Source organism: Kitasatospora sp. NPDC001132, from assembly GCF_053598415.1.
In genome coordinates, this window is sequence record NZ_JBSFKF010000001.1 from 515,855 (window position 1) to 539,838 (window position 23,984).

The 23,984-nt window shown below is 74.1% G+C and carries 22 protein-coding genes and 1 pseudogene; 10 read left to right on the plus strand and 13 right to left on the minus strand.

Translation table 11 applies throughout. The features are described 5' to 3' along the window. Nucleotides 1-6 precede the first annotated feature (6 nt). Together ACWDBE_RS02030 and ACWDBE_RS02035 are read right to left on the minus strand one after the other, a co-directional pair. Entirely contained in the window at nucleotides 7-1,371 is a 1,365-nt protein-coding gene (locus ACWDBE_RS02030; protein ID WP_449806931.1) for an FAD-dependent oxidoreductase, read from the minus strand. A gap of 112 nt (nucleotides 1,372-1,483) precedes the next feature. Continuing rightward, a complete protein-coding gene (locus ACWDBE_RS02035) occupies nucleotides 1,484-2,251 on the minus strand; it encodes a slipin family protein (RefSeq protein ID WP_449806932.1) in 768 nt (255 codons plus the stop codon). Between the two features lie 451 nt (nucleotides 2,252-2,702). Between ACWDBE_RS02035 and ACWDBE_RS02040 the strand changes: the two genes are divergently transcribed. From ACWDBE_RS02040 to lanL, 6 genes are all read left to right on the plus strand, one after another. Further along, nucleotides 2,703-3,353, plus strand: coding sequence for a pyridoxamine 5'-phosphate oxidase family protein (locus ACWDBE_RS02040; protein ID WP_449806933.1), 651 nt, complete (start codon nucleotides 2,703-2,705; stop codon nucleotides 3,351-3,353). A gap of 80 nt (nucleotides 3,354-3,433) precedes the next feature. Beyond that, nucleotides 3,434-3,730 carry a hypothetical protein gene (locus tag ACWDBE_RS02045; protein ID WP_449806934.1) on the plus strand — a complete coding sequence of 99 codons (297 nt, stop codon included), beginning with the start codon at nucleotides 3,434-3,436 and terminating at the stop codon, nucleotides 3,728-3,730. 133 nt (nucleotides 3,731-3,863) lie between these two features. Then, nucleotides 3,864-4,409 carry a hypothetical protein gene (locus ACWDBE_RS02050; RefSeq protein ID WP_449806935.1) on the plus strand — a complete coding sequence of 182 codons (546 nt, stop codon included), beginning with the start codon at nucleotides 3,864-3,866 and terminating at the stop codon, nucleotides 4,407-4,409. 90 nt (nucleotides 4,410-4,499) lie between these two features. Next, on the plus strand, nucleotides 4,500-5,411 hold the full coding sequence (locus ACWDBE_RS02055) for a phytoene/squalene synthase family protein (protein ID WP_449806936.1): 912 nt from the start codon (nucleotides 4,500-4,502) through the stop codon (nucleotides 5,409-5,411). 187 nt (nucleotides 5,412-5,598) lie between these two features. After that, a complete protein-coding gene (locus ACWDBE_RS02060) occupies nucleotides 5,599-5,766 on the plus strand; it encodes an SflA family class IV lanthipeptide (protein WP_392877140.1) in 168 nt (55 codons plus the stop codon). A 55-nt stretch (nucleotides 5,767-5,821) separates the two neighbouring features. After that, nucleotides 5,822-8,377: a class IV lanthionine synthetase LanL gene (gene lanL / locus ACWDBE_RS02065; RefSeq protein ID WP_449806937.1), complete on the plus strand. Its 2,556-nt coding sequence runs from the start codon at nucleotides 5,822-5,824 to the stop codon at nucleotides 8,375-8,377. A 104-nt stretch (nucleotides 8,378-8,481) separates the two neighbouring features. Here the strand turns inward: lanL and ACWDBE_RS02070 are convergent, their stop codons facing one another. The 3 genes from ACWDBE_RS02070 to ACWDBE_RS02080 form a co-directional block, all read right to left on the minus strand. After that, nucleotides 8,482-8,829, minus strand: a complete 348-nt coding sequence (locus tag ACWDBE_RS02070) for a nuclear transport factor 2 family protein (protein WP_449806938.1) — start codon at nucleotides 8,827-8,829, stop codon at nucleotides 8,482-8,484. A gap of 20 nt (nucleotides 8,830-8,849) precedes the next feature. Continuing rightward, complete coding sequence (locus tag ACWDBE_RS02075; RefSeq protein WP_449806939.1) at nucleotides 8,850-9,593, minus strand: SOS response-associated peptidase; 744 nt, start codon at nucleotides 9,591-9,593, stop codon at nucleotides 8,850-8,852. 118 nt (nucleotides 9,594-9,711) lie between these two features. Continuing rightward, nucleotides 9,712-10,560: a PaaX family transcriptional regulator C-terminal domain-containing protein gene (locus ACWDBE_RS02080; RefSeq protein WP_449806940.1), complete on the minus strand. Its 849-nt coding sequence runs from the start codon at nucleotides 10,558-10,560 to the stop codon at nucleotides 9,712-9,714. Between the two features lie 81 nt (nucleotides 10,561-10,641). On the opposite strand from ACWDBE_RS02080, the gene ACWDBE_RS02085 reads away from it, so the two are divergent. Continuing rightward, nucleotides 10,642-11,700, plus strand: a complete 1,059-nt coding sequence (locus tag ACWDBE_RS02085; protein ID WP_449806941.1) for an alpha/beta hydrolase family protein — start codon at nucleotides 10,642-10,644, stop codon at nucleotides 11,698-11,700. Nucleotides 11,701-11,706: 6 nt separating this feature from the next. After that, on the plus strand, nucleotides 11,707-12,879 hold the full coding sequence (locus tag ACWDBE_RS02090; RefSeq protein ID WP_449806942.1) for a saccharopine dehydrogenase family protein: 1,173 nt from the start codon (nucleotides 11,707-11,709) through the stop codon (nucleotides 12,877-12,879). A gap of 9 nt (nucleotides 12,880-12,888) precedes the next feature. Here ACWDBE_RS02090 and sigJ read toward each other — a convergent pair whose 3' ends face one another. Further along, on the minus strand, nucleotides 12,889-13,830 hold the full coding sequence (sigJ, locus tag ACWDBE_RS02095; protein ID WP_449806943.1) for an RNA polymerase sigma factor SigJ: 942 nt from the start codon (nucleotides 13,828-13,830) through the stop codon (nucleotides 12,889-12,891). Between the two features lie 117 nt (nucleotides 13,831-13,947). Here sigJ and ACWDBE_RS02100 point away from each other — a divergent pair, with 117 nt between their 5' ends. Further along, nucleotides 13,948-14,379, plus strand: a complete 432-nt coding sequence (locus ACWDBE_RS02100; RefSeq protein ID WP_449806944.1) for a hypothetical protein — start codon at nucleotides 13,948-13,950, stop codon at nucleotides 14,377-14,379. A 1-nt stretch (nucleotide 14,380) separates the two neighbouring features. Here the strand turns inward: ACWDBE_RS02100 and ACWDBE_RS02105 are convergent, their stop codons facing one another. From ACWDBE_RS02105 to ACWDBE_RS02130, 6 genes are all read right to left on the minus strand, one after another. Then, on the minus strand, nucleotides 14,381-16,468 hold the full coding sequence (locus ACWDBE_RS02105; protein WP_449806945.1) for an alpha-galactosidase: 2,088 nt from the start codon (nucleotides 16,466-16,468) through the stop codon (nucleotides 14,381-14,383). A 110-nt stretch (nucleotides 16,469-16,578) separates the two neighbouring features. Beyond that, the gene (locus ACWDBE_RS02110; RefSeq protein WP_449806946.1) at nucleotides 16,579-19,014 is read right to left on the minus strand and encodes an RICIN domain-containing protein; all 2,436 of its coding nucleotides are present in this window, start codon (nucleotides 19,012-19,014) and stop codon (nucleotides 16,579-16,581) included. 247 nt (nucleotides 19,015-19,261) lie between these two features. Then, a complete protein-coding gene (locus ACWDBE_RS02115) occupies nucleotides 19,262-19,828 on the minus strand; it encodes a rhodanese-like domain-containing protein (RefSeq protein WP_449806947.1) in 567 nt (188 codons plus the stop codon). A 111-nt stretch (nucleotides 19,829-19,939) separates the two neighbouring features. Continuing rightward, a complete protein-coding gene (locus tag ACWDBE_RS02120) occupies nucleotides 19,940-20,689 on the minus strand; it encodes a sulfite exporter TauE/SafE family protein (RefSeq protein ID WP_449806948.1) in 750 nt (249 codons plus the stop codon). Further along, the gene (locus ACWDBE_RS02125; RefSeq protein ID WP_449806949.1) at nucleotides 20,686-21,075 is read right to left on the minus strand and encodes a rhodanese-like domain-containing protein; all 390 of its coding nucleotides are present in this window, start codon (nucleotides 21,073-21,075) and stop codon (nucleotides 20,686-20,688) included. Before ACWDBE_RS02125 ends, ACWDBE_RS02120 begins: the two co-directional genes overlap by 4 nt. Before the next feature lie 558 nt (nucleotides 21,076-21,633). Beyond that, nucleotides 21,634-21,825: a helix-turn-helix domain-containing protein gene (locus tag ACWDBE_RS02130; RefSeq protein WP_449806950.1), complete on the minus strand. Its 192-nt coding sequence runs from the start codon at nucleotides 21,823-21,825 to the stop codon at nucleotides 21,634-21,636. A 241-nt stretch (nucleotides 21,826-22,066) separates the two neighbouring features. On the opposite strand from ACWDBE_RS02130, the gene ACWDBE_RS02135 reads away from it, so the two are divergent. Next, on the plus strand, nucleotides 22,067-23,452 hold the full coding sequence (locus ACWDBE_RS02135) for a rhodanese-like domain-containing protein (protein ID WP_449806951.1): 1,386 nt from the start codon (nucleotides 22,067-22,069) through the stop codon (nucleotides 23,450-23,452). A 252-nt stretch (nucleotides 23,453-23,704) separates the two neighbouring features. On the opposite strand, the pseudogene ACWDBE_RS02140 reads toward ACWDBE_RS02135, so the two are convergent. Continuing rightward, nucleotides 23,705-23,955: pseudogene (locus ACWDBE_RS02140) on the minus strand (transposase); the annotation flags it as partial. Nucleotides 23,956-23,984: the final 29 nt, after the last annotated feature.

Genomic DNA, 23,984 nt, shown 5'->3' on the forward strand with positions numbered 1-23,984 from the left:
CGCGGCTCAGGCCCCGCTGTGGCGGAGCATGTCCTCACGCTCGACGACCTTGACCCGCTCGCGCTGCTCGGTCTCGCCGAGCGCGCGCTCGTGGGCGTCCAGCAGCTGCCAGCCCGCCCAGGTGGTGAAGCGCACGCCCCGCGCGCGCAGGTGCTCCTCGACGGCCGCCGGGTCCGGCTCGACGGCGCCGGGCAGGCGGTCCGCGGCGTGGTCGTCCAGCAGGCAGGCGACGGTCTCGTTGGCGTCGCCCTTGGTGTGGCCGATCAGGCCGACCGGGCCGCGCTTGATCCAGCCGGTGACGTACGTGGCGGTGCGGTGCGAGCCGTCGCCGTCCAAGACCCGCCCGGCCCGGTGCGGGACGGTGCCCGAGACCGGGTCGAAGGGCAGCTTGGGCAGCTCGTCGGAGTAGTAGCCGACCGCGCGGTAGACCGACTGCACGTCCCAGTCGGTGAAGCGGCCGGTGCCGCGCACGTTGCCGGTGCCGTCCAGCTCGGTGCGCTCGGTGCGCAGGCCGACGACCCGGCCGTCCTCGCCGAGCACCTCCACCGGGGACTCGAAGAAGTGCAGGTACACCCGGTGCGGGCGGTCGCCGACGTCGCGGATCGCCCAGTTCTCCAGCGTCGAGGCGACCAGGTCGACGTGCTTGACCGCGCGGCGCTCGGCGATCGAGCCCTCGTCGTACTCGATGTCCTCGGGGGCGACGATCACCTCGATGGTGGGGGAGTGGTCCAGCTCGCGCAGCTCCATCGGGCTGAACTTGGCCTGGGCCGGGCCGCGGCGGCCGAAGACGTGCACCTCGACGGCCCGGTTGCGCTTCAGACCCTCGTGGACGTTCGGCGGGATCTCGGTGGGCAGCAGCTCGTCGGCGGTCTTGGCGAGGATCCGGGCGACGTCCAGGGCGACGTTGCCGACGCCCAGGACTGCGACCTTCTCGGCCTCCAGCGGCCAGGTCCGGGGCACGTCGGGGTGGCCGTCGTACCAGGAGACGAAGTCGGCCGCACCGTAGGAGCCGTCGAGGTGGATGCCGGGTATGTCCAGGGCGCGGTCGGCCATCGCGCCGGTGGAGAACACCACGGCGTCGTAGAAGTGGTGCAGGTCGTCCAGGCCGAGGTCGTTCGGGTAGTCGACGTTGCCGAACAGCCGGACCTGGGGCTTGTCGAGCACCTGGTGCAGGGCCGTGACGATGCCCTTGATGCGCGGGTGGTCGGGCGCGACCCCGTAGCGGATCAGGCCGAACGGCGCGGGCATCCGCTCGAACAGGTCGATCGAGACACCGGGCTCCTGGGCGGCGTCGGACTTCAGCAGGGCGTCCGCGGCGTAGATGCCGGCGGGGCCGGCTCCGACGATCGCGACTCGGATCGGGCGGGGCATGACGAGTGGTCCTCCGGTCGGGCGCGGCGCAAGGTGGTCTGAACCTTTGTAGCAAACCCTACGGATGACCTGGGAAGTAGGAGGTGGTGATCTGTGGGGCCATAGGCCCGGTCTATGCCTCCGGATCGGCGGCCCGGGCCGCCGAGGCCTCGAAGAAGCGCAGCAGTTCCACCGGGAACGGCAGCACCAGCGTCGAGTTCTTCTCCGCCGCGACCTCGACCACGGTCTGCAGCAGCCGCAGCTGCATCGCCGCCGGGGTCTCGCTCATCCTGCCCGCCGCTTCGGCGAGCTTGGTTGCGGCCTGGAACTCGCCGTCGGCGGTGATGATCCGGGCCCGCCGCTCGCGGTCCGCCTCGGCCTGGCGGGCCATCGAGCGCTTCATCGAGTCCGGCAGGCTGACGTCCTTGATCTCCACCCGGTCGATCTGCACGCCCCAGCCGGTGGCCGGGCTCTCCAGCATCACCTCCAGGCCCTGGTGGAGGTTCTCCCGGCCGGAGAGCAGGTCGTCCAGCTCGCTCTTGCCGATGATGGAGCGCAGCGAGGTCTGGGCGACCTGGAGCATGGCGAAGGAATAGTTCTGGACGTCCACGGTGGCCTTGACCGGGTCCACCACCCGGAAGTACAGCACCGCGTCGACGCTCACCGAGACGTTGTCCTTGGTGATGCCCTCCTGCGCGGGCACCGGCATGGTGACGACCTGGACGTTGACCTTGCGCATCCGGTCCACGACCGGCAGCAGCAGGCTCACCCCCGGCTCGCGGACCTGCCCGTTGACCCGGCCGAGCCGGAACACCACACCGCGCTCGTACTGCTGCACCACCCGTACGCCGGTCACCAGCCAGAGCAGGAGCAGCACGGCGACGATCACGACAGCTGCCACGATTCCGACCCCCTGTCACGGCGCAACCGGGCCGGGGACCGGAGTGGCCCCGTCGCCCGCTGCGAGCCGCGCAGGCCAGTATGCGCTCGGGCGCCGGCGGTGGACAGGGGCGTGCGCGGGCATTGCGACGGGGCAACGGCCCGACCGTTCCCGCGAGTTGGGTGAGCCCTGCCGGCCGGCGGTCCGGGCCGGGACCGCCGCCGGGACGGCGGGGGCGCGGGGGCGGCGTGACGACGGTGTGCGGGCAGGGTCCGCCGTGGCCTTCCGCCGTGGCCTTCTGCGGTGGCCTTCCGGCGGGGTCGGGGCGGCGCCCCGGGGCCGCCGGTCGTACCGACACGCACGGGGGCCGGTCCTTGCTCGACTTGCCGCAGGCCGGGCGCTTGGATGGGTCCGGCCTGGTCAACGCCCGGGCGCGGCCGGACGGCCCCCGGCAAGCCGAGGAGTCACCACTGTGAACGACACCCCCGACCCCGCCGTCGTGGCCCGTCGGATCGCCGAACGGCGCGAGCAGCTGGACCTCAGCGAGGAGGCCCTGGCCAACCGGGCCGCGATGGCGCCCCGCTATCTGCGATGCCTGCTGGACGCCGGGCCCGGCTTCGACCCGGGCGGCTTCGTGCGGATCGCCGCCGCCCTCGACAGCACCCCCGATGAGCTGCAGTCCGGCCTCGGCGAGGCACCGCCCGGCCGGGGCGGCCCCGGCCCGCGCCCCCGGCTGCTCGACCTCACCGAGCCGGACTGCTGGAAGCTGGTCGGTGGCCACGGCATCGGCCGGATCGCCCTGCCGGTCGAGCCGGGGCCGGTGGTGCTGCCGGTCAACTACGTGGTGGACCAGGGCTCCTTCGCCTACCGCACCGGCGAGCACGGCGCCGCCGCCCCGGAGGAGGGGGCCGCGGTCTCGTTCCAGGTCGACCACATCGACGAGTACCTCGGACGCGGCTGGAGCGTGCTCGCCCTCGGCCCGGCCCACTACGTGGAGGACCCCGCCGAGCTGGAGCGGCTGGCCGGCCTGCCCGGCGCGGCCCCCTGGGCGGGCGGGGACCGGCCTCGCTGGGTGCGGATCCGCCCGGAGGAGATCACCGGCCGCAAGCTCGTCTCCGGGTGAGGGCAGGCGGTGCGGCGCGGGCGCCCGGCTCGTGGACGGGCACGGCGGCGACTGGTGGGCAGGCCGGAGGCGGCCGGGCCGTGCGGGCCGAACCGGGCCGAGCGGGCCGCCGTCCGGGACGTATCCACTCCAGGCGGGCCTTCGACGGGTTCTGGCGGATCGCCGCCGCCTCCACGGCCCGGAGCAACGAACTGCTCGCCCCGCCACCCCCGCGTGTCCTCCGGCTCATCGGCGCCGGCGTCTCGCGGCCCGCCGTGGCCCACCGGTTCGCCAACGCCTGCAGCGACCCGGCGGACCTGGAGGAGTGGTACTTCGACCCGGCGAAGGCGGCCGTCTACCTGGAGTCGGTCGCCGTGGACGGCTCGGCGCACGACTGAAGGTCAAGCTCTTCCCAAGTCCCGTACAAGAGCGCATCGTTCATGGTGGGTTCTTCTCGCCCCCCGGAAGAGGGGGACCTCCGGCCCGGAGTACGGGCCGGACGGGTGACGCGGACGACGAGGGGGAAGAGCAGTGGCGGTCGACGGGGGCACCATGGCCCAGGCTGTGATCGACACGGCGTACAACGAACGCAAACGGCTGCACACCGGCCGCAGCCGGACCGTCGCCGTGGTCGTGTTCGGCCTGCTGATCGCACTCGGGTTCTTCCTGGCCCTGGTGGTCGGCAAGTCGGACCCGAACACCCCGCCGACCTGCGACGGCCAGACCATGACCCGGCACAGCGAGTGCCGGATCTGGTCCAGCCGCGGTGGCGGGGGCACCTACTCCTACGACGAGATGATCGACCGCCGGGAGTCCTCGAACGGGGTGTGGCGGGTGGTCGGCTTCGGCGGAGCGGGCCTGGCCGCCGTCCTGATGGTGGTCTCGATCGCCAAGCTCAACCCGAACCGCCCGTGGGGCAAGCCGGTCGGCGCCCTCTGTCCGCGCTGCCGTGAACCCAACCTGCGGGAGAAGTACACCGTGCACAGCGTCAACCAGGGCCGCGCCACCCACCGCTACAGCGGCATCGTCACCCTCTGCACCCCGGCCTGCGGCTTCTCCGCGATCCGCCCCCGCTGACCGGTGGGGAGGAAGCCGGAGGCCGAATAGGTCCGCCCGCTGCCACCGGCTACGCTCGGTTCCCGTCGAACAAACGATGGGGTGGACCGAATGGGCAGGTGGGAGCGGGCGCTGGACGCGGCCGGGGTACGGGAGGCCGGGCTGCGGGCCGACTACGGCCGGCAGCGGCAGCAGATGGCCCGGTACCGGCGGGAGGCCGCGCTCGCCACCGAGCTGCTGCTGCCCGCCCGGATGGTCCCGCACGTGATCGCCGCCGCCGCCTTCATGCACCGCACCGACACCCTGCTCGACAGCGGCCCGCTCGCCGAACGCCGGGAGGCGTCCGCCCACTGGCAGCAGCAGGTCACCGACAGCCTCGCCGCCGGCCGCACCGACGACCCCGAGCTGCGCCCGCTGCTGCACAGCGTCGACGCCCACCCCGTCCTGCGGGACCGGGTGCTGGACTTCCTCGCCGCGACCGGCGCCGACCTGGATTTCACCGGCTTCGCCACCGAGGAGGACTACCAGGCCTACGTCGACGGGTACTCGCTGCCCGGCTTCATGGTGGTCGCCGGCCTGATCGGCCCGGACGGCGACCAGCGCGACTACCGCGCCGCCTGCCGCACCTTCATCGACGGCAGCCAGCGGCTCGACTTCGTCAACGACCTCGCCGAGGACCTCGCGGACGGCCGGCTGAACATCCCCGAGCGGACCCTCGAGGAGCACGGCGTCACCCGCGCCGACCTGGAGCGGGCCCGCGACCTGCCCGCCGTCCGGGCCCTGCTCGCGGACCTGCTCGACCGGGCCGACCGCACCCTCGCCGAGGGCAGGGCCGTCGTCGACCGGGTGCCGCCCGCCCACCGGCCGATGGTCGGCTGCATCGTCGGCGTGGAGCAGCTCACCAGCGCCGCCGCCCGCGCCGACCTCGGCGCCCTGCTGCGCCGCTCGGCGAGCCCGGCCAAGCCCGCCGCGCTGCGCCTGCTGGCCCGCGAGTTCCTCCGGGCCCGCCGGCTGCGGGGCTGACCACGTCGGGCGGGGTCCGTGTCGCGCCGGTGACGGCGGGCGGAGGCGGCGTCCACAAACGGAACCTCCCTTTGTCGTAGTCGATCCGGCGGGTCTGTCAGCGCTCTGTCCCGGGTCCGGGCGCCTGGCTAGCATGAGCCCCGCTCAGCGCGCTGGACCCACCGACCCCAATCATTGGGAGGACCCCATGAGTGCCCTGATGACCGACATCCGCGACGCGGGCCCGCTGGAGATCGACGAGGACGCCATCCTCTTCGAGGACGAGTTCGACGCCGACCTCACCCCGGTCGCCTGCCTCGCCGACCCGTGGGTGACCTACGTCCCGACCCGCTTCCCCTGTGAGTTCAACTCCTGATCCAGCCGGATCACGGCGACCGGCGGACCACGACGGACCGGGGAAGGACGGAACCATGAGCACACCGCCCGACCCCGGCTCTGCCGAGGCCCGCCGGTCGGACCCAGCGGGCGAGGAACTGCGGTGCAGGGCCGAGGAGTTGGCGGCCCGGGCGCCCGGGCCGCACCGCCCGCTGCACACCGACGGCCGCTGGTGGTACCTCCGGGACCCCCGGATGCCGGACCTCGCCCACGGCTGGAAGCTGCACCTGTCCGCCCGCCCCGAGGGCTTCACCGCCCTGCTGGACACGGCGCTCCCGATCCTGCTCGGCCGGGTCTGCGACGTGAAGTTCGCGGTGAGCACGGCGGCGCTGTGGGAGCTCAACAGCGGCCGGCACGGCGCCGCCGCCGTGGGCAAGGCCGTCACGGTCTACCCCCGGCCGGAGGAAGTCCGCGCCCTGGGACTGGAGTTGGCGCGGGCGCTGACCGGCCGGGAGGGGCCGGCCGTGGTCAGCGACCGCCCCGTCCGGCCGGACGCCCCGGTGCACTACCGCTACGGGCCGTTCCGCGTCACCGACGACGAGGCGCGGGCCGGCATGACCGGCCCGGACGACACGCTCTTCCCCGGCCTGGCCGAGGCCCGCTACCGCCGGCCGCCCTGGGTGGGCGACCCCTTCGAGGCGCCCGACGCCCCCGCCCGGCCGGGGACCACCCGGGTCGGCGCCGGCCGCTACCGGATCACCGCCGGCATCACCCGCGCCGCGAGCGGCCACGTCTATCGCGCGGTCGAACTCGCCACCGCGCGCGAGGTGGTGGTCAAACAGGCCCGGGCCTTCGTCGCCGAGGACGGCTCCGGCACCGACGCCCGCGGCCGCCTGCGGCACGAGCAGCGGGTGCTCGACGCGCTCACCGGGGTGCCCGGCGTGCCCGCCCTGGTCGACTACTTCCGGCACGGCACCGACGAGTACCTGGTCAGCGCCGCCTGCGGGCGGATCGACCTGCGCCGCGAGGTGCTCACCTCGGGCCCGTACGGTGCCGACGCCGGTGCCGCCGGCGGGCGGGACTGGTGGACGCTCGGGCGCGGACTGCTGCGGGTGCTGGACGCGGTGCACGCGCGCGGCGTGGTGGTCTGCGACCTCAAGCCCGCGAACGTGGTGCTCGACCGGGACGGCCGGCCCGCTCTGGTCGACTTCGGGGTGAGCGCCCTGGCCGGCGACCGCCCACCGGGCGCCACCGCCGGCTACGGCCTGCCGGGTGCCACCGGCGAGGACCCCACCGAGGACCACTACGCGCTGGGCGCCACCCTGCACCACGCCCTCACCGGCCTCGACCCGGTGGTGATCGACCCGGACCCGGCGACCAACCGCGACCGTACCCTCGCCTGCCTGCGCGCCGCCCTCCCCGAACCCGGGCACCCGGCGGCGGAACTGATCGCGGGCCTGCTCAGCTTCGACCCGGCGCACCGCACCGCCGCGGCGGCGCGGCTGCGGGAAGGGCCCGCGCCGGTCCGGCGCGGCGCCCCCGGCGGCCGAGGCAGCGGACGGGCCGGCGGACGGGCTGCCGAGGCGCTCGACCACACCGTCACCACCTGCGTCCGGATGGCCCGCGAGCTGGTCGCCGCCGGCCCCGGCACGGAACAGCCCCGCACCCTGCTCTCGCTGTACGACGGCGCGGCCGGCCTCGGCCTCGAACTGCTCCGGCACCCGGGCCGCCCGGACGCCCGGGCCGCCGCCGCCGAACTGGCCCGCTGGACGGCCGCCCACCCGGCCCTCGACCACCTGGACGGCTCGCTCTACCAGGGCCGCACCGGCGTCGACCTGTTCCTCGCCGAGGCGGCCGCCGCGCTCGGCACCGAGCCCCCGGCCCACCGCCGGTACGAGGGAACGGGCGTGGACCAGATCGCCGGCACCGCCGGGATCGGCATCGGACACCTGCTGCTCGCCGCCCTCGGCCCGGCGGCCGCGGCACATCGCGCGGCCGCCGCGGAGTGCGTCGCCCGACTGGCCGGCCGGCCGCTGGACGACCTCGGGGAGGAGCCCAACCCCGGCACCGCGGCCCTCGCCGAGGGCTTCGCGCACGGCCGCGCCGGCGTCGCCCACTTCCTGCTGGCGATGCCCGACGAGGCGTCCCGCCGCGCCGCCCGGGAGATCGTGGACGGACTCGCCGCCGACCTCCCCGGCATCCTGTCCGCCGCCCGCGCGCCCGGGGCCACCCGCCGCTACCTCTCCTGGTGCCGGGGGCTCGCCGGGCTCGGCACCCTGCTGGTCCAGGCCGGTCGGCAGTACGACGACGACGCGCTGATCGCCCTGGCCGCCGACGCCGCCGACACCTGCCGGACGCTCGCCCCGAGGACCGCCCAGGTCTTCCGCTGCTGCGGACTCGCCGGCGTCGGGGACCTCTGCGTGGACCTCGCGGTGGCCACCGGCGAGGCCCGGCACTGGGCGGCCGCCGAGGACGTGGCGGCGCTGATCCTCACCCGGGCCGGCGGCCCGCCCGCCCGGCCGCTGCTGCCCGGTCGCCGCCCCGACACGGAAGCCCGCGCCTGGGCCGTCGGCACCCCCGGCGTCACCACCTTCCTGCGCCGCCTCACCCGCCGCGGCGGCCCGGTGCCGGGGCAGCTGCCGCTGCCCTGAGCGATCCCGGGTGGGGGCCGTGGATCAGATGGTCCCGCACACATCGGGGTCGGGCGGTGCAGGCCGTCGATACCCTGACGTCCGGCCGGTCAAGCGGGCCGGGTTCACGGCCCCGTCTGCCGGCCGCCGAAGAAGACCTGGACCTCCCGGATCAGCCCGTCCCGGACGGTGATCGCCTCGACGTTGCGGTAGCGGTCGCCGGAGGCCAGCTCGTACTCGTAGTAGGCGAAGACGAGTTCCTCGCCGGCGGGCGTCACCCGAAGCATCCGCTGCTCCGTGAACCGGTCGGCGGTGGGGAAGCACCGGCGGAAGAACGCCTCCCTGCCGATGCGGTCGTCCTGGGGGCTGGTGAACGTGAAGTCCTCGGCGTACAGCGGCAGGGCCGCCTCCAGGTCCTGCGACCGGTAGTGGCGGAACGCCGCCTCGACGAGGCTCGCGGGGGTGCCGTTCATGTGGTCTCCGGGGTTCGGCCTCAGTCCGCCAGGCCCAGCGGGTCCGGGGCGGTGGCCAGCAGTTCGGGGCCGTTGTTGCGGACGCTGTTGACGGTGGTGGGGACGGCGCGCACGCGCAGGTCGCCGTCGGCGGGGCGGCGCAGCAGGTGGTGGAGTTCGGTGCGGTCGGTGTGGGCGGGGGAGAGCCAGGTGGCGAGGTCGTCGGGGGCGATGGTGAGGGGCATCCGGTCGTGGACGCGGCCGGCGGAGTCGCTGGCGTCCGTGGTGATGACGGTGGCGGTGGCCAGCCAGGCCAGCGGGTCGTCCTCGGGGCGGGTGCGGTCGCGCCAGAACTCGTAGAGGCCGGCCATCAGCATCACGCCACCGGTGCTGAGGTAGTACGGCTGCTTGTACTTCTTCGTCCCGGCGCCGGCGGGGACCTCGCGCCATTCGAAGTAACCGTCGGCGGGGATCACGCAGCGGCGGGCGGTGAACGCCTTGCGGAAGGCGGGCTTGGTGTCGACGGTCTCCGAGCGGGCGTTGATCATGCGGGCGCCGCCGGACGGGTCCTTGGACCAGGACGGGACCAGGCCCCAGCGCAGCGGGCGCAGTTGGCGCAGTATCTCGCCGGTCTCCCGGTCGACGCGCTCCAGAACGGCCGGCACCGGGTCGGTCGGGGCGACGTTCCAGCTCGGGGCGAAGGTCTCGGCCGGGTCCCACCGGAGCTCGCCGAGCAGTGAGACCAGGTCCTGGGGCGTGGTGGTGGAGACGAAGCGACCGCACATGCCCCCAGCCTCCCACACCGCACGGGCGGCAGGCGTCCAACTCGGCCTCCGGGCACCCGGGGTGCGCCCGAAGGCGTGCCGCGGCGCCTCGGGCCCGTGGGGTCCGGGGCGGCACCGGTCAGCCGGTGACCGCCGCGACGACCTCCGCGTAGGCGTCGAACAGCCGGGGCGTGCCCGGCTTGCGGTCGGCGAGCAGCAGGGCCCAGCAGCGGGCGACCAGCGCGCGGGCCTCGGCGCCGGGCCAGGGCTGGGGCAGCAGTTCCGGGGGCAGTAGCGGGTCGGGCTCGCTCGCCTCGGTGAAGGCGGCGGCCAACTCGACGGCCACGGTGAGCAGTTCGGTCTCCGACAGGCCGCCCGCGGCGAGCCGGGCGAGCTGTTCGGCGGCGAAGGCGGCCAGGCACCGGTGGCCCTCGGCGAGTTCCTCCAGCGGCCACCAGTGACGGGCGAGTTCCCGGGGGTCCGCGGTGTCGCCGGTGTGCAGGTCGCGGGTGCCGAGCAGGGTGAGGTTGCCGAGGACGCCCAGGGCGCCGGCCGCCTCCCGGACCTCCGGCTCCCAGGGGTGCGGCGAGACGTAGAGCCCGTTCTGCACGGGGGCGCCGCCGAGCCGCAGCAGGGCCTCGCGCAGCGCGTCGCGGGCGGTGCGCTCGCGCTCGGGGACGGCGAATCCGGCCAGGTGCCAGACGCCGTCCCAGGGGGCCTCGCCGCGGTCCTGGGCGTACATCAGGGCGAGGTACCCGACGTCCGGTTCGATCTCCCGCCGGGTCGCGGCGGTGGCGCGCAGCAGCGCCCGGCGGCCGCGGCCCTCCTGGACGAAGCGGCCGTCGGCGGTGAGGCGCTTGATGGTCAGCCGCACCTGCTGGTCGCTCATGCCGAGCCGGCCGGCCACGGCGTAGAGGTCGCCGCAGTCGACCGTGCCGTCGGCGCGGACCATCGCGTCCACCAGTACCCGGGTGGGGATCTCCTGCATGACGATCATCCTAGTGCGCTCATCTCTGCTACGGTCGTTCTCGAAACGATCGATTTAGAAGTGAACGATATGGGAGCGACGATGGTGACGAGAGCCAAGACGACGAAGCGGCCGGGGAAGCGCCGTCGACTCTTGGGATCCCTGCTGGCCGTCGCCGTGCTGCTGGCCGGCGCGGGCGGCTGGGTGGTGTACCAGAACGAGTACGACCTCACCGAGGAACGGGTCACCGTCACCGGCGGGAAGCAGCCGCTCCAGGGGGTGCTGGCCCGCCCGACCGGCGGCCACGGACCGTACGGACTGGTGGTCTTCGTCCACGGCGACGGCCCCGTGGACGCGACCCACGACACGTTCTACCGGCCGCTCTGGGAGGCCATGGCCAAGGCCGGGTACGCGACGCTGTCCTGGGACAAGCCCGGCGTCCACAACGCCCCCGGCAACTGGCTCGACCAGAGCCTCCAGGACCGTGCCGACGAGACCCTCGCCGCGATCCGCTGGGCCAGGACCCAACCCGGCATCGACCCGGACCGGATCGGACTCTGGGGCGCCAGCCAGGCCGGCTGGGTGATGCCCAAGGCCGCCCGGCAGTCCCCGGACGTGAAGTTCGTGATCGCCGTCGGCCCCGCCGTCAACTGGCTCCAGCAGGGCCGCTACAACCTGCTCGCCGAGCTCCGGGAACGGCACGCCTCGCCCGAGGAGACCGCCGCCGCCGTCGCCCACAGCGACCGGAACCTGGCCGCCCTGCGAGCCGCCGGGACCTTCGAGGAGTACCGGGCCGCCGGCGGCGACGTCCAGGGGCTGACCCCCGAGCGCTGGGCGTTCAACAAGCGCAACCACCTCGCCGACGCCACCGAGGACCTCGCAGCCCTGCGGGTGCCCGTGCAGCTCGTCCTCGGCGGCCGGGACGTCAACGTCGACAGCGACGACACCGAGGCCGGCTACCGCCGCCTCGTCACCACCCCGGGCCTGCTCCGGGTCCTGCGCTTCCCGGACGCCACCCACAACATCGTGCCCAAGGACGTCGAGGACTCCGAACTTCGCAGCACCTTCCTCGCCATCGCCGCCCCGCGCTCGCTGTTCGCCCCCGGCTACCTCGACGGCATGCGGAACTTCCTGACCTCGCTCGACCACCGGAAGGGCTGACCCACGATGAGACTGCTCGCCCTCGGCGGAGCCGGCGCGATGGGCCGGGTCGCCGCCCGGGTCGCGGCCGCACTGCCCGGCGTCCACGGACTGGTGATCGCCGACCGCGACCTCGACGCCGCCCGCCGCGCCGCCTGCGCGCTCGCCGCCGGCTCACCGGTGCCCGTCCGCGCGAGCCGGGTCGACGTCACGGACGGCCCGGTGCTGCGCGCCGCCCTCGAGGACGCCGACACCGTGCTGAACACCGTCGGTCCGTACTACCGCTACGGCCTCGACGTGCTGCGCGCCGCGATCCGCACCGGCACCCACTACCTGGACATCTGCGACGACTGGGAACCCACCGTCGCGATGCTCGAACTGGACGGGCAGGCCCGCGCCGCCGGAGTGCGCGCCGTGCTCGGCATGGGTGCCAGTCCCGGCGTCAGCAACCTGCTCGCCGCCCGGGCCGCCGCCCGCCTGGACACCCTCACAGACGTGTACACCGCCTGGCCGGTGGACGTCGGCCCGGAGCCGGACGCCTCGCTGCGCGACCCCGACGGAGCGGTCTCGGCCGCCGCCGTGCACTGGATGCAGCAGATCAGCGGCACCGTCGCGACCGTGGAGGGCGGCCGACTGGTCCGGCGGCCCCCGCTGCGCCCGGTCACCCTCGACCTGCCCGGCGGCCACCACGGCACCGCCTACACCGTCGGCCACCCCGAGCCCGTCACCCTGCACCGCAGCCTGCGGCCCGGCGGCGACGCGGCCAACCTCATGGTGGTGACCGTCGGCACCGCCGCCTACCTGGACGTGCTGCGCACCGACCTCGACGCCGGACGTCTGACCAACGAGACCGCCGCCGCCGACCTCGACCGCCCCTCCGTGCGCCGCACCCTGCGCGCGGCCGCCCGCGCCCCCCGGCTGCGGGGCCCGGGCACGCTCCCGCCGTTCTTCGCCGCCGCCACCGGAACGCGCGACGGCCGCCCGGCCGCGGCGCTCGCCCGACTGACCGGCGCGGAGCGGTTGCTGGCGGACATGGCGGAAGCCACCGGCGTCCCGGCGGGGCTGGGGCTGGCTCAGCTGCTGGACGGCACGGTGCGGTCGGCCGGGGTGCACCCGCCGGAGGCGGTGATCGACGGGGAGCGGTTCTTCGCCGATCTGGCGCGGGAGTGCCCGGGAGTGGCCGTGGTGGAGGACCTGTAGGCCGGAGGTTCAGTTGCCGCGTGGGTCGTTCCCCGTCCAAGGGCGCAGCTTCTCCGGGTTGCGGACCGCCCAGATGCGGGTGATCCGGCCGTCCGCCAGCTCGAACGCGGCCACCGTCGCGGTGCGCCCGCCGTGCCGGGCGACCAGCCCGGGGCGGCCGTTGACGGTCCGTTCCAGGAGCGCGAGCCCGGGCGCCCGGTCGGCGAGGTGGACCAGGTACTGGGCGATCCGCTCGCCGCCCCGCACCGGTCGGAGCGCGGCGCCGGCCAGTCCGCCGCCGTCGGCCGTCATCGTCGCGTCCGGGGCCAGCAGGGCGACCAGGGCCGCGATGTCCCGGGCCTCCCAGGCCTCCTTGAAGTGCCGCACCAGACCGGCCTGCGCGCCGGTCGGCACCGTCGGGGCCTGTGCGGTCCTGACCCGGCGGCGGGCGGAGGTGGCCAGCTGCCGGCAGGCCGCCGGGGTCCGGCCGAGGATCCCGGCGATCTCGGGGAAGGGGTAGCGGAAGACGTCGTGGAGGACGAACGCCACCCGCTCGGCCGGGCTCATCGTCTCCAGCACGACCATGAACGCCATGCCCACCGACTCGTCCAGGGTCACCCAGTCCGCTGGATCGGCCGGTCCGCCGCCGCCGGCCCACTCCGTACGGTCGGGCAGCGGCTCGGGTATCCACTCGCCCACGTAGCGCTCCCGCCGCACCCGCGCCGACCCGAGCAGGTCCAGACAGACCCGCGAGGCCACCGTGGTCAGCCAGGCGCCCGGCGAGACGATCGCCTCCTGCTGCCGCCGGGACAGCGCGTACCAGCGGGCGTACGTCTCCTGCACCGCGTCCTCGGCCTCGGCCAGCGAACCCAGCAGCCGGTAGGCGAGGTTGATCAGCTGCCGCCGCTCGCCGACGATCACGCCCGGCTCCGGTACGGACCGCCGCTGCCCCGGCTCGGACGGGATGTTCATGGTCGGGGCCACTCCCTGCTTCCTCTCGTCCGCGGGCCTCACACTTCGCCGGCCTGTGTCGTCGGATGAGCGGACACTACCGATCAGCTGCCGCGAGGCAGAAGAGGGGAGCACATCATGGCCATCGGGACGACGGCGGGAGCGACGACGGACGCCACGGTCGAACAGCGCACCCGGACCTTCCTGCGGGTCTCCGTCGCGCTCCAGACCGCGACCGTCCTCCTCCAGGCGGTCTCGGCCGGCCTGCTGCTCTCCACCTCCTACGGCGAGACGGTGCACGGCGTCGGAGCCCGGGTGATGTACGGCGCCTCGATGCTGTACGTGCTCGCCGCCGTGCTGGCCTGGCGGCCGGGCGGCGGCTCGCCCCGCCCGATCCTGTACGCCACCGGCTTCCTCGTGCTGGCCTCGGCGCAGGTCGTCCTCGGCATCGCGCACGTGCCGTCGGTCCACGTCCCGCTGGGCGTGCTGATCTTCGGCCTGAGCGTGGCGGTGCTGGTCCGGGTGCCGGCCGCCCGCGCCGTGCGGCGGACGGCCGGCACCCGGGAGTGACTCAGGAACCCAGGGCCCAGCTCTGGCCGGTGGCCGGGCGGGTGGTGACGTAGGACCCGGCGGTGCCGGCGCCCGCGTCCAGGACGAGACCGGTGGCCACGTTGGTGACGGTGACGGTGCCGGCGGCCGGACCCTGGGTCAGCTTCCACTCCTGCCAGGGGTTGCCGGGCGCCAGGTCGAGCAGGTAGGCGCTGTCGCCGGCGGACGCTCCGGCGGAGAGCACGCTGTGCCGGTGGGCGGTGGTGTCGCAGTTGTCAGTGATCCGGACGGTGCCGTCGGGGTTGGTGGTGAAGGTCCACTGCTGCGCCGGGTCACCGGTGCGCTGCGCCTCCAGGTCGGTGATCGAGCCGATCGGCGCGGTGCAGGAGCCGAGCAGCGACAGGGCGAGGCCGTTGCCGGTCAGCGCGTGGAACTTCCCGTCGTCGACGACGCCCGACGGCCCGCTCGGCGTCTTCGGGGTGAGCCGGTAGAGGGCCGACCCGTGCGCCGGCAGCGCCGCGCTGATCGGTCCGGTGACGGTCGAACCCGCGCCCGTCCACAGCTCCTTGGCCTGGTAGCCCGAGCCGCCGAGGCCGAGCTCGGCGAGGCTGGTGGCGACCGTGCGGCCGGCCGACGGATCCTGGTTGACCAGCAGCACGGCGGTGTCGCCGTTGGCGAGCTGCCGCTTGAGGACCACCGGCGCGCGCCCGTCGGCCGGCCGGGCGCCGACCAGCGTGGCGGGCTTGGCCAGGCCGTCCTGGTCGACGGCGATCACCTCGCGGTTCTTCAGGATCGCCAGGCTCGCGGCGTCGATCCCGGTGGACCAGGTGTAGCCGCGGTCGCTGTGCTGGGACTGCGCGGCGGTGCGCAGGTCGGCACTGGAGATCAGGGGTGCGGCGAGCATGGCGAGGATGGAGGTCTCCGTCCGCGACTCGTCGGCGGTGAACGGCTTGTGGCAGACGCAGGTGTCGGTGGTGCCCCACAGGCCGTAGACGTCGTGCCAGCCGGTGAACATCAGGTCGAGGTCGTTCCAGCTGCCCGGGCGGACGTTGCCCGGGTACTCCAGCGCGGTGCTCAACTGCCCGTTCCAGAGCACCCCGTCGAGCTCGCTGTCCCGGTCGCCGCCGATCCGGCACAGGTTCGCGACCTGGCCGCACCAGATGCCGGTGGGCGCGTAGCCGGGGGCGTGGAAGGGGGCCGTGCCGGCGGCCTGGACCACCGGGTCGGTGCGGGCCGGATCGTCCGCGGCGAGCAGGTACGGCAGGCCGGTGTGGACGGGCTGGGCCGAGACGCTGAGGGTGACCTTGGGCCTGCCCTGGGCGGCCGAGGCGGCGTCCAGGGCGCGCTGGAAGGTCTGCACCCGGGCGTAGATCGAGCGGGTCAGCTCCTTGCCCTCGCCCTGGGTCCCGTAGTTGTGCCCGTCCGGGCCGGTGATCGGCGGGCCGTACGGGCAGTCGTCGTACTTGACGAAGTCGACGCCCCAGGAGACGAAGTCGGCGGCGTCGGTGGACTCGTGGCCGAGGCTGCCGGGGTGCATCTGGCAGGTGAGGTAGGTGTCGGTGGCGTAGAGGCCGAACTTCATGCCCTTGCTGTGCGCGTACTGGGCGAGGTAGGCGATGCCGTTGACGGTGCGCCCGCCGACGGCCCGGTCGGGGAAGTGGTCGGGGCGCGGGATCAGGTGGCCGGAGGTGGGGTCGTTGCCGGTCCCGTCGGTGCCGCTGACCGGCTTCCCGGCGGCGTCGTACAGCTGCAGGCCGCCGTCGGCGTTGCGGACCAGGTCGGTGCTCTGGCCGTCGCGGTGCCAGAGCGACCAGCCGTCGTCGATGGTGACGGTGTCGTAGCCGGCCGCCACCAGGCCGTTGGAGGTCATGAAGTCGATGGTCTGGACGACCTGGTCCTGGGTGACCTCGGTGCCGAGGGAGTTCCAGGAGTTCCAGCCCATCGGCGGGGTCAGGGCGTTGCCGTTGCCGAGCGCGGCGGCCTGGGCGAGGTCGACGGCTCCGAGAGCGACGGCCGGGGCGGCCGCGCTGAGGCCGACGGCTCCGAGGCCGGCGGTGGCGAGGGCGAGGGAGAGCAGGGATGCCGCGACGCGGCGGCGGGTTCGGCTCATGTGCGCACTCCTGAGGGTGGGGGAAGGTGTGACGGAGTGTCAGGTTTGGTCTCAGGGACGGCGCGGCCGGCCGGGTGGGGCCGGCCGGCCGCGGTGGTGCGGTGTGGGGGTCAGTCGGTGACGGTCGCGGTCGCGGAGCGGCCGGGGGCGAGCGTCACGGTGGCGGTGGTGTAGGCCACGCCGTCGACGGTCGTGACGCGGGCCTCGCGCTGCTCGCCGTCGACGGTGATCCGGGCGTGCCGCCCGGGGAAGCGGGCCTCCCAAGTGAGCTGCCCGGTACCGGTGTTGGTGACGGTGCTGCGCTGCGCGCCGTCGTGGCGGACGGTCACCGTGCCGTCGCCCACCGGGATGCCCGCGACCTGGAGCCAGCCCATCGAGGCGGGCAGCTGCGCGGTGGTGGCGAGCGCGTGCCCAGCGGCGTCGGGAGTGACGCCGAGCAGCCCCTGGACGGTCTGGGCCAGCAGGGTGAACGGGACCTCGGGGTAGTCGCCGTTCAGCATCGCGCCGCTGGCGTGCGGCTCGCCGGTGCTCTCGTAGACGTGCCGCATCCACTTCCAGGCGGTGGTGCCGTCGTGGCCGGCGAAGAAGGCGTCCGGCAGGTAGGTGTAGGCCTCCAGGTTGGCGGAGCGCTCCGGGCCGGAGTCGGCGGCGTCGATGGCGGCCAGCTGGGCGTCCCGGCGCGGGCCCGGGTCGAGCAGCCGCTTGACCGGCATCAGCACGCTCGCCTCGTAGCCCCAGCCGGTGATCGGCTTGCCGGTGGTGTCGTAGCCGTGCACGACCTCGCCGGGCTGTGAACCGTCCACGCTCCAGGTGGAGTTGACGTAGGTGCGCAGCCGGTCGGCGGCCTTCCGGTAGTCGGTGGCGGCAGCGGCGTCGCCCCGGGCGTCGGCCAGCGTGGCGGCGGCGAGGTAGGCCTGGTACTGGGAGCCGACCGCGTCGCCCGCCTCGGCGTAGGTGCGGGTGGCGTTCTCGGCGTAGCTGGCGGTGCCGGCGAAGATGGAGCGGCTGGTGGCCTGGGGGATCGGCACCCCGCCGTTGTCGACCGGGCCGGGGTGGCCGGCGATGAACGGGCCGAGGGTGTTGCGGACGTACCGGCCGAGGCCCGGGTCCTCGGCGTAGTCGCGGTCGCCGGTCCAGCGGTAGGCCTCGCCGGCCTGCTGGACGAGTTCGAACGGTGCGGGCAGCTCGCGGACGAAGCGGTCCGGGCCGCGGTAGTCGATGGCGGCGTAGTTGCGGGCGTCGAGGTTGAGCGCCCAGACCGGGTAGAGCCGGTTGGCCTCGGTGGCGGAGGCGGCGAAGCCGCGCAGCATGGTCTTGTTCTCGGCGTCCAGGCCGAGCAGGTGGGCGCCGGTCAGCTGGTGGGCGAAGTCGCGGCTGTAGAAGGCGGACCGGAACGGGTAGCCGGCCCAGTAGGTGGCGTCGTAGGTGGTGGTGCCGGTGCCGCCGGGGTGGTTCTCGTCCTGGTCGCGGACGCCGGTGGTGCCGGCCTGCTGCACCCAGCTGTTGGCCTTGGTCTTGGCCCAGTCGAAGAGGGCGACGACCTCGGGATCGGAGGAGCTGATCACCGGGTCGTTGGGGGCGGACGGCGCGACGGCGGCGTCGTCCACGTTGACCCAGCCGGTGGGGGAGGAGCCGATGGTGAGGGTCAGCCGGTCACCGGGGGCGACCGGCACCCGGGGAAGGGTGTACTTCGCGTAGGTGGACTGCTCGGGCAGCGGGAGGGAGCGCACCACGGCGCCGTTGACGCTCACCGAGAAGCTGCCGCCGGCGCCGCCCGTCGCGATCCAGGCGGACAGGTCGTAGGAGCCCGCGGTGACGGCGGTCACCTGCTGGCTCACCGCGTAGCCGGGGCCGGCGTCGAGGTAGGCGAGGCGGCTGCCGCCGTGGGGGTTGTTGGTGGCGGTGCCGGTGTGGGCGGTGAAGGTCCAGCCGCCGGTGGTGGCGGCACCCCGGGTGGAGGCGGTGCCGTCGGTGGCCGTGCGGCCGGTGGCGGCCTCGCCCTGGCGGTTCTGCTCGAAGCCGGGGTCGGCGAGCACCAGCGGCTCGGCGCGGGTGAGCGTCCAGCGGTGGGCGGGGCGGTGGTCGCAGTGGTGGTCCACCGGGGCCGGGTCGGCGGTCAGGCAGGCGCCGGTGCCGCGGACGGTGAGGGTGTAGGTGCCCTGCGGCGCGCGGGAGACGGTGAAGCGCTCGGCCTCGGGGGAGGTGCCGCAGTCGGCGGTGGCGGCGCGGCGGTCCGCGCCGCCGAGGGTGAGGCAGCGGCCGTCGGCGGCGTTGACCAGCAGGTAGTCGCCGCCGGTGCGGTGCAGCTGCCAGCGCTGGCTGAGCAGTCGCCCGCAGGCCGCGCCGACCACCGGGGTGCCGGGGGCGGCCTGGGCGTACTGCGGGCCGAGGCAGGAGCCGTCCAGGGCGGAGCCGAGGAGGTAGCTCCCGCCGTCGACGAGCGGCGTGCCGCTGGCCGCCTGGGCCGGGGCGGTGCCGAGGGCCTGGGCGGTGAGGACGGCCAGCAGGGCGAGACCGGTGGGTAAGGCGCGGGGGCGGGGCGGCATGGCGGAGTTACCTTCGGTCGGTGGGTGGGCAGATGGTCTTTGAACGTTCAAATCCGCGAGACGCGGGCTATGATGCGTCGCATGTGATGGGTGACATTTCACATCCTTGGTCCGGTCGCGTCAACGGGATGTGCGGTGACGACTTCCTGGAGGTTGGTGACGGCTTCCTGGAGGTGACCGGGAGAAGAGGTGGAGGCCCCTGTCCGACGGGGGTGGGCAGGGGCCTCCACGTACGAGGGTTCCGGGATCAGTGCTTCAGCTTCGCGAGCGTCTGGTCCAGGCTCGGCGCGCCCGGTCGGGGCCGGTTGAACGGGAGCTTGGAGAGCATCGAGCCCATCGCGCAGGTGTTGGACAGCGCGGAGAACGCCAGCCCGCCGCCGACGGCCGCGGAGACCCAGCGGGCACCCGGCAGGGCGAGGTCGACCAGCACACCGGCCAGCACCAGCGAGCCGGCCACCATGCGGACCTGGCGGTCCAGCGCCCACACCCGGCGGGCGCCCGCCACCCGGTCCAGCGGCCGGCCGGCGGTCGCCCAGGCGTTGGTGCCGCCGGTCAGGGTGAGGGTCGGGACGCCGGCGTCGGCCAGCTGCCGGCAGGCGCTGTCGGCGCGCGGCCCGGCGGCGCAGACCACGGCGATCTCGCCGTGCCCGGCGGCCTCGCGCAGTGCGGGCAGGGCGCGGTCGAGCTGGTCGAGCGGGACGTTCAGGGCGCCGGGGATGTGGCCGGCGGCGTACTCGCCGGGGGAGCGGACGTCGATGAGGGTGAGCTGCCCGAGGCGGGGCTGGAGCTGCTCGACGGTCAGCGGCGTGGTCATGGGGTGCGGGTCCTCTCGCGTGGGGGTGGGGGATAGCGGTGGGGATGGGGATGAGGTCGGGGGTGCCCGGCGCTGTGGCCGGGCTCGCCGTGGTTCAGGTCGGCGTGGTGATCAGGCCAGCGTGGTGATCAGCATCAGTGCGGCGACGCCGAGCAGGGCGATGGCGAAGGCCCTCTGGAGGGTGCGCCCGCTCAGCTTGTCGGCCAGCCGCTTGCCGTCCCAGGCGCCGAGGATCGCGGCGCCGGTGAAGGGCGCGGTGACGGCCCAGTCGATGGCGCCGGTCGCCCCGAGGCGGGGCAGCAGGGCGGCGAGCGAGTTGGCGCTGATGACCAGCAGGCTGGTGCCGACCGCCTCGGCCATGGTGAAGGCGAGCACCGAGACCAGGGCCGGTACGGCGAGGAAGCCGCCGCCGACGCCGAGCAGGCCGGTGACGGCGCCGAGACCGGCGCCCGCCGCCGTGGAGCGGCCGACTCCTGCGGCGGAACGTTCCTGCGCCTGGACCTTGGGCGGCATCAGCATCCGCCAGGCCGCGAGCGCCGCCAGCACCGCGAAGGCGCCGGTCAGCAGCGCGCCCGGCAGATGGGTGGACAACGCCCCGGCGGCCATGGCGAGGGGTAGTCCGGCGGCGGCGAACAGCGCGCCGGTGCGCCAGCGGACCCGGCCTGCCCGGGCGTGGGCGAGCAGCCCGGTGAGCGAGGTCGCGGCGACGATCACCAGGCTGGCGGTGGTGGCCAGCGCCGGGCTGAAGCCCAGCAGGTAGACCAGGGCGGGGACGGCGAGCATGCTGCCGCCGCCGCCCAGCCCGCCCAGCGCGAGCCCGACGACCGCACCGGCGGCGAGCGCCAGGAGCAGCATGGTCATATCACGTGCCCGGCGCCGCCACCGGGCGTGGTGACCGGCAGCCCGGCCAGCGCCCAGGCGTTCATGCCGCCGGCCACGTTCAGCACCCGGACGCCGCGCTGCGCGAGCAGCTCCGCCGCCCGCTGGGAGCGGTTGCCGGAGCGGCAGATCGCCAGCACGGTCCGACCGGCCGCCTCGGGCGGCAGCGGGACGCCGGCGACCAGCCCGATCAGCGGCTGGTGCAGTGAGCCGGGGGCGTGCCCGGCGGTGAACTCGGCGGCCTCCCGGACGTCGAGCAGCACGGCGGCGCCGGTGCGGGCGAGCTCGTGGGCCTCGGCGGGGGTGGTCTGCCCGGGGGCGCTGTGTCGGTGGACGTCGGACCCGGGGGCGTGCGGCAGCAAAGACATGCGGTTCTCCAGTGGTGCAGACCGGACTGCGTGGTCCGGCGGATCAGGGGGGCGCGGGCGTCCGCACGGGCCCGGTGGCCCGGTGCGGCGGTGTGACCGGCGCGTCCTCGGCCCCGCCCGACCCGGCTCGATGCCCGGGTGTGGCGGCGGCTGTTCTCCCTCGATGTCTCCACCATAGTACCCCGGGGGGGTATTATCGAAATCGTTCGGCATACCCCCGCCCGTATCGGCTCCCGAAGCCGTATGCTCGGAAATATACCGCGGGGGGTATCAAGACGGCGCTGTGGCGCCCCACGCCGCCCAGGAGGGTTCCCCGTGTACTTCGCCCAGTTATCACGAGTCTGACGTTTCCGCCCAGCTCAGGGGCGTGATCGACCATCCGGGGTCAGCAAAAGGTCAGCAAGATTCCCGGAGGTACCAGCCAGATGGTCAGGATCTATCGCCACCTCATGCCCGGCTCCATCAGCCGCGCGGCGCAGGTCCTGGACCTCGGCCTGGCCGTGTGAACACGTGAGGGGTGTGCCCGTCACAGGCGGACCCCTCGCCTGCCCCGCAGGGTCACGCGCCGGACAGTCGCTGCTGCCTCACCCACGCCTGTACCTCGGACACCTTGAACTGAAGCTTCGCGTTCCGCCCGCCACCGAACCGGTAGGCAACGAGTCCCGCGCGAGGTGCTTCGCGGTATACCCACACGACGGACATGTTCAGGTATTCCGCAGTCTGCTTGGCGCTCATGAACTGCTCGGGCACGGGTTCCTCCTGTGTGATCAACCGAACTCACGGAGCCCGAATATCAAGGGGGAAGGGCGGTTTGGCAGCGCCGCTGCCCCGTGGTAGCGGACCGTGGAGGGGCCGTTCCGGCAGGTGCGCGAGGCGGTCGTCGGCGGCCACCTGGCCGGCCGCGACGGCCTCGGCCGATCGGAAATAAATACCCCCGGGGGTACACTGAGCACGTAGCCAGACCACCAGACCCCGACGAGGAGACCATCCCGTGATCTTCAGCCAGTACTACCTCGACTGCCTCTCCCAGGCCTCCTACCTAATCGCCGACGAGACCACCGGCCAGGCCGTGATCGTCGACCCGCGCCGGGACGTCGACGAATACCTCGCCGACGCCACGGCACGCGGCCTGACCGTCGTCGGCGTCATCAACACCCACTTCCACGCCGACTTCCTCGCCGGCCACCTCGAACTCGCCGCCCGCACCGGCGCCTGGATCGGCTACGGCCGCCGGGCGGAGACCGAGTACTCCATCCGGCACCTCACCGACGGCGAGCGCATCTCCCTCGGTGACGTCACCCTCCAGATCATGGAGACCCCCGGACACACCCCCGAGTCGATCAGCATCCTCGTCTTCGAGCACGCCACCGACGAAGCCCCTTACGGCGTCCTCACCGGCGACGCCCTGTTCATCGGTGATGTCGGCCGCCCCGACCTGCTCGCCTCCGCCGGCGTCACCGCCGAGGAGCTCGGCGCGATGCTCTACGACAGCGTCCATCGCAAGCTCATGGCCCTGCCCGACCAGGTTCGCGTCTTCCCCGCCCACGGCGCCGGCTCCGCCTGCGGCAAGAACCTCTCCGCCGAGAAGCAGTCCACCATCGGCTCGCAGCGCCTGACCAACTACGCCTGCCAGCCCATGGACCAGGACACCTTCGTCCGCATCGTCACCGCCGGCCAGTCAGCCGCCCCCGCCTACTTCGGCCACGACGCCGCTCTTAACCGGCAGGACCGCCCGTTGCTCGACCGCGCGAACGCCGACCGCCCCCTGTGTCTCGAAGGCTTCAAGGAGGCCCGCACCGCCGGCGCCGTCGTCCTCGACGCCCGCAGTCCCCAGGAGTTCGGCGCGGGACACGTCCGCGGCGCCATCAACGTCCCCGTCGACGGCCGCTTCGCCGAACAGGCCGGCACGGTCCTCAGCCCCGGCAGTAACATCGCGATCATCGCCCCGCAGGACCGCGAGGGCGAGGTCATCACCCGCCTCGCCCGCATCGGCTTCGATCACATCGCCGGCTACTTGCGCAACCCCGGCAACGCCCTGCCCTCCCTCGCCGACGAGGTCACCCCCGCCAGCCGCCTCACCGCCGACCAGCTCCGCACCGCCCTCACCGACGTGGAGCCCCCCACGGTCCTGGACGTGCGCACTTGCGGCGAGCGCGAAACGGGATTCATCGAGGGATCCCTGCACATCGCCCTGACCGAACTCCCCAGCCGCCTGGACGAGATCCCCACTGACCGCCCCCTGGTCGTCCACTGCGCCAGCGGCCACCGCTCCTCCATCGCCGCCAGCCTGTTGCGCCACCACGGCCACACCGACGTCTCCGACCTTCTCGGCGGCTACGGCGCCTGGCACACCCGCACCGACCCTGCCCGGGCCTGAACCCAGCCTCCCCGGCCCACCCCCCGTCCGGGCTGCGGGCGCTCCTGAAGGTAGCGCCCCCCACGTGAGCCCAGGACACAATCCCAGTTCCGGAGTCACGTACTACCGCGTCCAGCAGTTCCGCTACATCCGCCGGGTCGGCGAACCCTCGTAGCACGGCAGCCACTGGTGGAGCAACCACCAGCTGACCGGCGCCGTCGATCCGGGCCGTAGCAGGGAGCGGGGTCATGTCCCCATTCGTGGCGTAGCCGATCAATCGGCGGGCGTGTTGGTGGTGTTGGGTAGCGCGGGGGCGCTTTCGGGGAGCTTGGCGGGGTAGAGCTGGTCCTTGCTGCCCTCTGGCAGGTGGCGGCGGGGAAGGCGATCCACTCGTCGTGGAGCTCGAAGAGCACGGCGGTGACCAGCCGCAGCAGTGCGTCGTTATTCGGCAACACCTGGACGACGTCGGTGCGGCGCTTGACCTCGCGGTTGATCCGCTCCAGCGGGTTCGTCGATTGGATCTTGATCAGAACCTCACACGGACCCAAGCTCC

What these genes read in the sequence shown, in the direction of transcription:
- ACWDBE_RS02030 (WP_449806931.1), bottom strand. Translation starts at nt 1,371, where the DNA reads ATGCCCCGCCCGATCCGAGTCGCGATCGTCGGAGCCGGCCCCGCCGGC.
- ACWDBE_RS02055 (WP_449806936.1), top strand. Translation starts at nt 4,500, where the DNA reads ATGGGCAGGTGGGAGCGGGCGCTGGACGCGGCCGGGGTACGGGAGGCC.
- ACWDBE_RS02060 (WP_392877140.1), top strand. Translation starts at nt 5,599, where the DNA reads ATGAGTGCCCTGATGACCGACATCCGCGACGCGGGCCCGCTGGAGATC.
- lanL (WP_449806937.1), top strand. Translation starts at nt 5,822, where the DNA reads ATGAGCACACCGCCCGACCCCGGCTCTGCCGAGGCCCGCCGGTCGGAC.
- ACWDBE_RS02070 (WP_449806938.1), bottom strand. Translation starts at nt 8,829, where the DNA reads ATGAACGGCACCCCCGCGAGCCTCGTCGAGGCGGCGTTCCGCCACTAC.
- ACWDBE_RS02075 (WP_449806939.1), bottom strand. Translation starts at nt 9,593, where the DNA reads ATGTGCGGTCGCTTCGTCTCCACCACCACGCCCCAGGACCTGGTCTCA.
- ACWDBE_RS02080 (WP_449806940.1), bottom strand. Translation starts at nt 10,560, where the DNA reads ATGCAGGAGATCCCCACCCGGGTACTGGTGGACGCGATGGTCCGCGCC.
- ACWDBE_RS02085 (WP_449806941.1), top strand. Translation starts at nt 10,642, where the DNA reads ATGGTGACGAGAGCCAAGACGACGAAGCGGCCGGGGAAGCGCCGTCGA.
- ACWDBE_RS02090 (WP_449806942.1), top strand. Translation starts at nt 11,707, where the DNA reads ATGAGACTGCTCGCCCTCGGCGGAGCCGGCGCGATGGGCCGGGTCGCC.
- sigJ (WP_449806943.1), bottom strand. Translation starts at nt 13,830, where the DNA reads ATGAACATCCCGTCCGAGCCGGGGCAGCGGCGGTCCGTACCGGAGCCG.
- ACWDBE_RS02100 (WP_449806944.1), top strand. Translation starts at nt 13,948, where the DNA reads ATGGCCATCGGGACGACGGCGGGAGCGACGACGGACGCCACGGTCGAA.
- ACWDBE_RS02105 (WP_449806945.1), bottom strand. Translation starts at nt 16,468, where the DNA reads ATGAGCCGAACCCGCCGCCGCGTCGCGGCATCCCTGCTCTCCCTCGCC.
- ACWDBE_RS02110 (WP_449806946.1), bottom strand. Translation starts at nt 19,014, where the DNA reads ATGCCGCCCCGCCCCCGCGCCTTACCCACCGGTCTCGCCCTGCTGGCC.
- ACWDBE_RS02115 (WP_449806947.1), bottom strand. Translation starts at nt 19,828, where the DNA reads ATGACCACGCCGCTGACCGTCGAGCAGCTCCAGCCCCGCCTCGGGCAG.
- ACWDBE_RS02120 (WP_449806948.1), bottom strand. Translation starts at nt 20,689, where the DNA reads ATGACCATGCTGCTCCTGGCGCTCGCCGCCGGTGCGGTCGTCGGGCTC.
- ACWDBE_RS02125 (WP_449806949.1), bottom strand. Translation starts at nt 21,075, where the DNA reads ATGTCTTTGCTGCCGCACGCCCCCGGGTCCGACGTCCACCGACACAGC.